Source organism: Sphingomonas sp., assembly GCF_036387535.1.
Lineage (GTDB): Bacteria > Pseudomonadota > Alphaproteobacteria > Sphingomonadales > Sphingomonadaceae > Sphingomonas_R.
The window spans coordinates 1-6,083 of the sequence record NZ_DASVTO010000119.1; the positions used below are offsets into that span (position 1 = coordinate 1).

Sequence of the window (6,083 nt, forward strand, 5' to 3'; positions counted from 1 at the left end):
GGGCCCGCGCGCGCGTCCCGATCGTGGCGGCATCGGTGTCGTGGGCCGACAGCACGTCGGCGCCGGTCCCGGCCAGGATGATCTCGGATCCCGGTTCGAACAGTTCGCCGATTCCGTCCCAGATATCGGAGATGATCGGCGTCCCGCATGCCGCCGCCTCGAACAGCCGCACCGATGGCGACCAGCCCGCACGGATCATGTCCGCACGCGTCACATTCAGCGTGAAGCGTGACGCGCTGTAGAAGGCGGCATGCTCCGCCGGCGGCAGATGCTCGATCCGCTCCACATTGACGGGCCAGTCGATATTCTCGGGATATTGCGGCCCCGCCACGACGAAGCGCAGGTCCGGTCGCATGCGCGCCGGTTCCAGCAACAACCGCTCCAACGTGGGCTGGCGATCGGCGCTGTAGGTGCCGAGATAGGACAGGTCCCAGCGCTTCGCGACCGGCAGTGGCGGATAGGCGGCGAGATCGACGGAGCAGAACAGCGCCCGCGCCGCCGGCGATCCATAGTGCGTTTCCAGCAGGTCGAGCGTCGGCCCGCCGGTGAACGAGAGGTAGACGTCATAACCGGGGATGATCGCGGCCGAGAGATATTCCTCGTCCCCCCGTTCCAGCTTGGCGAGCGTCACCGGCGTGTCGATGTCGTAGAAGGCGGTCACGCCCTGCGCCACCTGCTGGACATGGCGACCGACCGCCACGCCGTCGGGCACATAGGAACCGACGATCACCGCGTCCGCCCCCGCAATCTCCGCCTGCCAGGCATCCAGCCCGGCCACGCTGTCGTAAAAGGCCAGCCGGCAGAAACCGGGATCGATCAGGTCGCGGCGATCCGCATACCAGGGCATGTCCCGTTCCAGGAACAGGATTTCGTGCCCGCGCGCGGCAAAGGCGGCGAGCAGCGCACGAAAGGTGGTGGCATGGCCATTCCCCCAGGCCGATGACAGGCTGAGCCCCAGCACGACCAGTTTCATGCCGCCACCTCGGCCTGCGCGCGGTGCTGCTGAAAGATCGCGTCGACCTGCGCCCCGCGCAGCGCATAGGTGTGATCCGCCAGCACCCGCGCCAGTGCCGCCGCTCCGATCTCGTGCGCGCGCTCCGGGGTCAGCGCCGCCAGGTGATCCGCGACATCCTGCCCGTCGCGCGCGACCAGCACTTCGCGGTCCGGCTTCAGGAACTGCTCGATCCCTTCCCACGCATCAGTGATCAGGCACGCCGCCGCCCCCGCCGCTTCGAACACGCGCGTCGCGGGGGAAAAACCGACATGCGCCATGCTGTCGCGCGCGACGTTGAGCACCGCCAGCGGCGTCGCGTTGAACGCGTTATGTTCGGCGGTATAGACATGGCCGCGGTGCCGGACATTGGCCGGCATCGCCTTGCTCTCCCAGCCATTGCCGCCGATCAGGAAACGCCGTTCGGGCAGTGCCGTCGCGGCGCGCAGGAAGAACTCCTCCACGCGCGCCTCCCGGTCCGGCAGGCGGTTGCCCAGAAAGGCCAGATCGGCCGCAAACCGCGCATCCGCCGGCACCGGATGATGGGTGGTCGGGTCAAGCGCGTTGTAGATCGGCACGCACGCTGCCGCCCCAAACCCGCGATACGCATCCACCACCGGCGGCCCACCGCCATAGGTCAGCACCAGGTCGATATCGGGCAAGGCCCGCCGCACGACATGGCCGGGATCGGCGCGCATCTCGTCCAGCGTCGCTGCGGCATCGACATCCCAGAAGATCCTGAGCGCACCCGGCCGCGCCTGCGCGATGATGCCGTCCAGCAATTCGGTATCGAACACTCCGACGCCGTTCGCCTTGACGACGATGTCGGCATCGGCCGCCTCGGCCAGCACGGCGCGTGCCGCGTCGATCGTCGCGGGATAGACCACCGACCGCGCCCATGCCGGCGGATCGATATCCCGGTGCTGTTGCCGATCGAACGCATCGGGTTCGTAGAAGGTGATCGCATAGCCCCGCGACGCCAGGTCACGCAGGATTCCGCGATAATAGGTCGCAGCGCCGTTCCAGTAGGAGGACAGCAGGCTCGATCCGTAGAAGGCGATCTTCATGCAAGGCTCCGGACGGCGGCAGCGGGCGCGGCCAGCGTGGCGAGGATCGCCAGCAATTCGTCGACGCGGTGGTGGCAACTGTGGCGCGCCCGGATCGTCTCCAGCCCGCTGGCAATGATGGCGGCGCGCAGTTCGGGATCCGCGGCCAGATCACGCAGGTGGCGCGTCATCTCCGCCCCGTCCCGCGCGCGCAAATAGTCGCGGTCGGCGCGGAACAGGCCTTCGCTGTCCTCCCACGGCGCGGAGACCAGCGGGATCCCGCAGGCCAGCGCCTCGAACATGCGGATCGTCGGGATGCCGGGCAGCATCGTGGCATAGAAGCGGCGCGGGACATGCACCGTCGCCAGATGCCGGGCGAAAATGTCCGGCGCGCCCGCATTGGGCGCCCAGCCATGATAGCCGATGCCATAGCGGTCCAGCGTCGCCCGCGCCGTCTCCGGATAGCGCACGCCGTAGATGTCGAGTGGCATCCCGGCCTCGCTGGCCGGGCGGAACAGGAAATCCTCCAGCTGCTCGGTCCGCTCGCCGTCACCCCAGTTGCCGATCCACACCAGCCCGGCGCGGTCGCGTTCCACCGCCGGCGGGTGGAACAGCCGGGTGTCCGCCGCCTCGTGCCAGGTCCACACCCGTCCCGCCCAGCCCCAGTCGCGGTACACCGCGCTCAGCGCCTCTCCGAACGCCAGCACGCCGTCATAGCCGCTAAGGTCGAACGCGCGGATCGCGTCCGGATCGCTCACGGCGCGGTGGTGGGTATCGTGGAACAGCAGCGTGAACCGTCCGCCGGCCTGCCGTGCGCGCCCGACCGCCGCGACCAGCGCCGGCTCGTTCCACTCGTGCATGATGACGACATCGGCGTCGGCCACCAGTGCGGCGGGGTCCGACGCGGGGTCGAAGCTTTGCGGGTTCAGTTCGGGATAGGCGGCTCGGAACGCCGCCAGCCCGGCATCGCCATGGTCGGCGATCAGGTTGGCAAGGCTCCAATTCCCCTCCGGCTCCAGCGCCACCACGTCATGCCCGCGCGCCACCAGGTCGCGCAGCACGCCGCGCACGAAATGCGCATTGCCATGGTTCCAGCACGACCGCAGCGAATGCGTGAAATAGACGATCCTCATGCCGCCATCTCCGGCGTGCCGACCCGCGTCACCGCGTCCCGCTGCGACAGCAGGTCGCGATAGATCGCCAGCATGCCCGATGCCATCGCATCGGGGCGATAGCGGTGCGCCCGCGCCCGCGCCTGCGCACCCAGATGTCGGCGCAGTGGAATATCGCCCACCACCCGATCGATCATGCGTGCGAAGCCATCGACATCATCGGGATCGATGAACAGCGCGCTGTCGCCCCAGATTTCGCGGAACGTCGGAATATCGGACAGGATCAGCGGACATCCCGCCGCCGCCGCTTCCAGCACCGCCAGCCCGAACGGTTCATAGCGCGCGGCCGACACGAACACCGGCTGCGCCGCCAGATGCCGGGCGATCGCGCGATCCTCGACCCGCCCGAGCAGACAGAGATGGTCGCAGGTCACCGCCTCGCCCTGGGGCCCGGTCGTGGCGCCCGCCGCCTTGAACGGAATCGCCAGCCGCGCGGCGATCTGGTCCAGCACGGCGACATTCTTGCCCGCATCCCACAATCGCCCGGCGGTGAAGGCAAAATCGTGCATCGCGGCGGTCGGCCCCGGCGCCAGCGCCCGCCCGTTCAGTACGGCAGTCGGCCGGGTTTCCAGGCGGTAGGTCGCCTGGGTCGCATCGGCGAACGCCTGCGTCGGCGCCACCACGCGCGCCGCGCGGCGCAGCCCGGCACCGTGCAACCGCGCCCGCCATGCCAGATCGGACGGCAATGGGCCGCTCCGCACCGCCTGCCACCAGGTCGCGACGCAGCTGTGCGCGACCGCCACCACCGGCTGCCGGAACGCGCCGCCCGCAGCCAGTGCCGGCGCGTTCAGCTGAACGATGTCGACGGCTTCGGACGCGGCGATCGCGGCGATCCGGCGCCCACCATCCGACAATGTCGCGGCGTCCGCCGCCAGCCAGTCGAGCGCAATCCCGGTATCCACCACGCGCACGCCGGGGATCGCGCGAGCATCCTGCCGTTGCGGGTCCGATGCCGGCGGTCCGGTCAGCGCCAGCACGGTGTCCACCCCATGCGGGGCCAGCGCACGCGCCAGATCCAGCGCATATTGCCAGATGCCGCCGACCGTATCGACCGTCAGCAGCAGGCGGATCCTGTCGCGGCTCATCGCACCGCCTCGATCTCGGGCGCATCCGCGCGGACGATCGGCCAATTCAGCCCACGGCTCTCCGACAGCCACTGTGCCAGCCGTGCGACACCGGTCTGCCACGCCACCCGATCGCGCAGCCCCAGCGCCGCCTGTGCCCGGCGCGTGTCCGCGACGAAATAGCGCTGGTCGCCTTCGCGCCAGTCTGCCGATCGCACATCGATCTCACGGTCGATCAGCTGCGCCATATAGGCCAGCAGCACGCGCAGGCTGACCGCATTGTCCGGTCCGCCGCCCAGGTTGAACGCGGTGCCCGCCACGGCATCGATCCGATCCCACGCGCCGATATAGGCGTCGACCGCATCCGATACGTCCAGGATGTCGCGGACCTGATGCCCGTCGCCGTACAGCGTGATCGGCTGCCCTTCGAGCGCGCGGATCAGGAAATGCGCGACCCAGCCCTGATCTTCGGTTCCCATCTGCCGCTGGCCGTAGATGCAGCTCATGCGGAACACCGCGGTGGGCACGCCGTAACTGCGCGCATAATCCAGCACATATTGGTCGGCCGCCCCCTTGGAACAGCCATAGGGCGTGTGGAAATCCAGCGGGCGCCGCTCGTCGATGCCCGCCGCGCGGATCACCGCATCGGCCGGAACATAGCTGTCGCCCGCCAGCGTGAATGCCAGATCGGCCAGATCGCCATACACCTTGTTGGTGGAGGCGAAGATCAGCGGCGTGCCATCGCCCTTGCGCCGCAGCGCGTCGAGCAGCCCCATGGTCGCGGCGACATTGATTGCGAAATCGGCACGCGGATCGGTCAGGCTGGTGGTGACCGCCACCTGCGCGGCCATGTGATAGACCATCTTGGCGCGACCCGCCGCCGCCGCCAGCCGGTCCTCGTCGCGGATGTCGGCAACGATCGTCTCGATCCGGTCGCCATGCCGCGCCTCCAGCCAATCGAGGTTGGCGCGCACGCCAGGCCGCGCCAGCGCGTCGTAGATCAGGATCGTATGTCCCATTCCGGCAAGCCGGTCGGCGATGTTCGATCCGATGAAGCCCGCCCCGCCCGTCACCAGCACCGGACGCGGATCGCCCAGGTCGTGAGGACCGGCACCGCTCATGCGACCAGGCCCCGCGCTTCCAGTTCGGCCCGCGCTTCGGCGACGCGGTCGTCCGCAGTCTGTTCCGCGACCCATTCCGCCAGTTCCGCCAGGCCCGCGCCGAAATCCTGCCGTGCGCGGAAATCGATGTCGGCGGCCGCCTTCGATGTGTCGCAGAAACAATGGCGGATATCGCCGATCCGCGCCTTGCCGACGATCTCCGGGTCGATCTGGTTCTTGCCCATCGCGCGCGCCAGTTCGGTCGCGACCTCCGTCACCGACCGGTCGGTGCCCGACCCGATATTATAGGTCCCACCCGCGGCCTGCGGCAGGAACAGCGCATCGCCGAAGGCGCGCGCGACATCGCTGACATGCACGAAATCGCGGCGCTGTTCGCCATCCTCGAAGATCATCGGCCGCTGCCCGTTCAACAGCCGCGACGCGAAGATCGCCAGCACGCCGGTATAGGGATTGGACAGCGCCTGCCCCGGACCATAGACGTTGAACAGCCGCAGGCAGACGCCTTCCATTCCATAGGGGGCCGCCATGATATGCGTCGTGCGTTCCTGCACATATTTGTTGAGCGCGTAGATCGACGCGAGGTTCGGCCGCTTCCATTCCGGCGTCGCGACCGGGGTCAGCGCGCGGCCCTGCGCGTCGACTGGTTCCCAGTTGCGCTGATTGTCGCGCAGGCCCTTGCGCTCGGCATC

6 protein-coding genes are annotated in these 6,083 nt (G+C 68.8%); all 6 read right to left on the minus strand.

What is annotated here, in order from left to right; genetic code table 11:
* Positions 1-973 (minus strand): CgeB family protein (locus VF649_RS11280; RefSeq protein WP_331012055.1); only part of this gene is annotated, 973 nt, incomplete at its 3' end.
* Positions 970-2,058: a CgeB family protein gene (locus tag VF649_RS11285; protein ID WP_331012056.1), complete on the minus strand. Its 1,089-nt coding sequence runs from the start codon at positions 2,056-2,058 to the stop codon at positions 970-972. The genes VF649_RS11285 and VF649_RS11280, both read right to left, overlap by 4 nt.
* Positions 2,055-3,170 carry a CgeB family protein gene (locus tag VF649_RS11290; RefSeq protein ID WP_331012057.1) on the minus strand — a complete coding sequence of 372 codons (1,116 nt, stop codon included), beginning with the start codon at positions 3,168-3,170 and terminating at the stop codon, positions 2,055-2,057. The genes VF649_RS11285 and VF649_RS11290 overlap by 4 nt, the downstream gene beginning before the upstream one ends.
* Positions 3,167-4,294 (minus strand): glycosyltransferase family 4 protein, encoded by a 1,128-nt coding sequence (locus tag VF649_RS11295; protein ID WP_331012058.1) that lies wholly within the window; start codon positions 4,292-4,294, stop codon positions 3,167-3,169. The genes VF649_RS11290 and VF649_RS11295 overlap by 4 nt, the downstream gene beginning before the upstream one ends.
* On the minus strand, positions 4,291-5,394 hold the full coding sequence (locus tag VF649_RS11300; protein WP_331012059.1) for an SDR family NAD(P)-dependent oxidoreductase: 1,104 nt from the start codon (positions 5,392-5,394) through the stop codon (positions 4,291-4,293). Before VF649_RS11300 ends, VF649_RS11295 begins: the two co-directional genes overlap by 4 nt.
* The coding region (locus VF649_RS11305) for an NAD-dependent epimerase/dehydratase family protein (RefSeq protein WP_331012060.1) at positions 5,391-6,083 on the minus strand (693 nt) is incomplete at its 5' end. The genes VF649_RS11300 and VF649_RS11305, both read right to left, overlap by 4 nt.